We start from the raw sequence: 3547 nt of genomic DNA, 5'->3' as shown, positions 1-3547 counted from the left end.
GGCGTCGTCCGCGAGCTGGTGCGCGTCACCCGCCCCGGCGGCTGGATCGAACTGCTCGAACTCAGCGATGTCATCCAGCCCGCCGGGCCTGCCACTCGCCGCCTGCTCGACTGGTTCACCGGCATCAGCCGCCAGCTCGGCTTCGAGCTGGCCGTCCTGCGCCGGTTGGGCCAGGTCCTGCCGCCAGCAAGCAGATGGACCACCTCGGTCACGCTCACAACGAGGGCCCTCGCTCCTGTGAGCACCCGCTCCTCGCCTTCCAACTGGCCGACGGCGAATCTCCGTCAGACAGGCTGGCAGGAAGTGCCTGGGGCCGCTGGCAGACTTGGCTGGGTTGCTGGCCGCGGGGAGAAGAGCTGGAAGCCGATCGAGATCGCCTGGGTGCTGCTGGAACGGCGCTGCCGGGAGGCGCGGGACCTGGGCAGTGGCTGGCTGCTGCTGGACAAGCAGGTTTGCACCTTTTTATAGGGCTCCTGTTCTTGAGAGCATAGTCAGGGCAGATACACATGATTGCTTTGTCCTTCCCATCTTGACGGGCGCGGTGCGCAATGCTATCCTGAAAATAGCTCTGGAGAGAATAAGGCGCGTCTCCTTGCTGGAGTCGAAGGAGGTCAGCTTGAAGAGCAGCGGTCTATCTGCGCCGAAGATCAGGGAGTTGCGTCTGAGCCTTGGAGCGCTGGGTACATGCACAACAGGAGGTTGGTCGGAGGTTCCAATGACCCAGGATCATCAGCGAGTCTCTCACGAGTCTCATGTACCCCCTTCGTGTCGTCTGCGTGTCTATCTCTATGGCCCCCTGGAAGTCTGGAAGCGCAATCCCGATGGCTCCTGGAGTTTGCTTGATAAGGCCGCATGGGGGAAAGGACGGCCAGCTCGTTCTGTCTTCAAACGCTTGCTGACAGCTCCCGGGCGGCATCTTTCGCGCGCTGCTCTCCAGGATGATCTCTGGCCAGAGATCGATCAGCTCGCCCTCGCCGATAAGATGGTCTACAGTGCTGTCAATCAGATCCGCCGAGCTATTGGCAAAGATCTAGTGCGCACACTGGAAACGGGCTATGCACTGGCAGATCAATCGATTATCTGGGTCGATGATGACACTTGTAGAGCGCTCCTTGCTGAAGCTGAGGATCGGGGAGGCACCACTGATGAGGCTGTTCCTCTGCTCGAACAAGCACTGGCTTATCAGGAGCGTGGTGAGTTGCTGGAAGGGGAGGGAGGGACCTGGGTGTATGGAGTCCGACAACGCAGCGAGGAGATGCTGAGACAATGCCGGCGTTGGCTCGCCAACGCCTACGAACGGCAAGGAAGGCTCTGGCAAGCAGGAGAACAGTACCGGGCGTTGTTTCACTCTATTCCCCCAGATGAGGAAGCGCTCCGGGCCTGGATCGCGATGTTGCTCCGGCATGGTAGATCTCAGGAGGCATGGCGATGCTATCAGATGGCCCAGGAAGCAGCTAAGGCACAGGGGTTCTCTCTCTCGTTTCTCTTCGACGCCCCATCATTTCATCCTCAGCAGGCTCTGGACTCTCCATCTCCGGCTGCTCCTCAGCCAGCCTCCCCTTTCTTCTCGCTACCCTCCTTTGAGCGAACCTCCTCTGATCTGCTGGTGGTCACTGATACCGAGCTTTGTGATCGTCTGATGACACTGCTCACCAGACCAGCACTGGCCGCCCAGAGAGAAATACACTATTTTGACCAGCAGACGAGAGTGTACTGGCTGGCCCGAGAAGAACACGCCTTGCCTCCGTCTCTACTATATTCGGCTGTTGTGAAATATCTGGAGAGTCTGACGTTTGTACTTGCCGGCTCCCAGACAGCAGGTTTCCGCCAGCGGCTCTGTGCCACGATCAGTCGGACGGCACTGCTCGCTGGTGTATTGCTGTATGACAGAGGGCACTATTCGAAAGCTCGTACCTCCTACCAACTGGCTCTGCGGGCAGCAGCCGAGGCCGATGATCCTCTCCTCCAGGCGGTCATCTGGGGGTGGATGAGTTTCACCTGGACCTACTCATTGCAGTATCAGAGAGCACTTCGCTGTATCCAGGCTGCACGTCAACTTAGCCTCCCCCATGCCGATCGACTGTTACATACCTGGCTTGCTGCAGTCGAGGCCGAAATTCGTGCTCATTTGCACCATCACGATACCTGTCTTGAATGCCTCCGTGTCCTTGAACAGGAAGGCTCCTCTGCCCAGGAATCTGATCTGGCCTTTCTCATCGAGTTTCAACCCGGCTTACTGCTGGGGTATAAAGGCGTGTGTCTGCAACTGCTGTATCAGCGTCAACAGTCCACAACGAATGGGTTCTTACGTGAGGCTCAAGAAGCATTGGAGCAAGCCTTAACCACTCCTTCTCCTCCCAGGCGCAAACTGTACTATCTGAGCGATCTTGCCAGTGCTTATGCTCGCCAGGGAGAGATCGAGCAAGCCTGTACCTTTGTCTCGCGTTGTCTTGCGCTTCTCACTGAGCTTGGAGAACAATCTCTGACTGCTCAGAAGCACCTACTTCAAGTCCAGGAGCTGCTACAACCCTACCACGATGTTCCTTCTGTCAAAGCACTGAATGAGCAGCTCCAGCCTTTCTCTCTCAGGGGGCGAGAAGGGGGAGCAGCTCAATAAGGTCATGCAGGGTCCAGTCAGGATGCACCGTGCATTCGTGGCTCAGTCCTTTGCAGCTCGCGTCGTACCAGATGGCAAAAAGCCCCACTTGTTGAGCACCTGTAATGTCGCAGGTCAGATCATCGCCAATCATCCAGGCTTCAGAAGCCCTGAGATGCAGCCGTTCCAACGCCAGCCGAAAGATGCGGGCATCTGGCTTCGCGAAGCCAACCTCTTCCTCGATCAGCAGCGTATCGAACCACGAGGCTAAACCATGATGCATGATTTTGCGGCGTTGGTAGGTCGCATTCCCATTGGTCACCAGCGCTAGAGCAAGCGAGCGCTGGCGGCAGATCTGGAGCACTTCCAGTGCATGAGGAGCAAGGGAACGATGGGCGTCTCGAAGCTGCTCATAGGCCCGCACAATCTCCACTGCCATCTCGTTAGGTGCTCGTTGCAGGCTAGCCAGAGCGCCAGCAACCACTTCTAACCGCGTCTCAAATGGCTCCAGACGATCTCTCCGCTGTTGTTCGGGATCATGGGCGATGGCGCGCCGGTACGCCTGATAGCTTGCTTGCAGAGCCTGAAAGAGGGCCTCGGCAGGAAGGTCCAGTGCCGGCGCAAATTGGCGAGCCACTTCTTGCCAGCTCTGAGCCGGACTCTGGCTGGTGAGCAATAGCACCCCATCCATGTCGAAAAGCAAACCCCGAGGATGAGGAATCTGTCTGTGACCATGATACTGCTTCATCAATGCGAGTATACCATATTGCATCCCTTTCCTGCCACCCACCCTCCCTCTCGCCTGATTGCTGCGCTTGAGAGCGCTCAACGATCTCCACAAGCGAGGGAATTCACTTATGGCGGACACCGCGCCCTTCCCTGTCTCGTACCCGGCGATGCAGAGAGCAGTCTCAGAAACTTCAGAGAAACGGGGAAGAACTGTCGGAAAAG

2 protein-coding genes and 1 pseudogene are annotated in these 3547 nt (G+C 57.7%); 2 read left to right on the top strand and 1 reads right to left on the bottom strand.

The window, feature by feature from the left end:
* Together IRZ31_RS20675 and IRZ31_RS20670 are read left to right on the top strand one after the other, a co-directional pair.
* A pseudogene (locus IRZ31_RS20675) lies at positions 1-468 on the top strand (hypothetical protein); the annotation flags it as partial.
* Positions 469-715: 247 nt separating this feature from the next.
* On the top strand, positions 716-2617 hold the full coding sequence (locus IRZ31_RS20670; RefSeq protein ID WP_112428910.1) for a BTAD domain-containing putative transcriptional regulator: 1902 nt from the start codon (positions 716-718) through the stop codon (positions 2615-2617).
* On the opposite strand, the gene IRZ31_RS20665 is transcribed toward IRZ31_RS20670, so the two are convergent.
* Positions 2586-3368 (bottom strand): HAD family hydrolase, encoded by a 783-nt coding sequence (locus tag IRZ31_RS20665; protein ID WP_112428911.1) that lies wholly within the window; start codon positions 3366-3368, stop codon positions 2586-2588. The two genes, IRZ31_RS20670 and IRZ31_RS20665, sit on opposite strands and share 32 nt — an antisense overlap.
* Between the last annotated feature and the right edge of the window lie 179 nt (positions 3369-3547).

This window comes from Thermogemmatispora sp. (assembly GCF_019683635.1).
Lineage (GTDB): Bacteria > Chloroflexota > Ktedonobacteria > Ktedonobacterales > Ktedonobacteraceae > Thermogemmatispora.
Note: the sequence above shows the minus strand (reverse complement) of the source record. Positions and strands in the feature narration are given on the sequence as shown.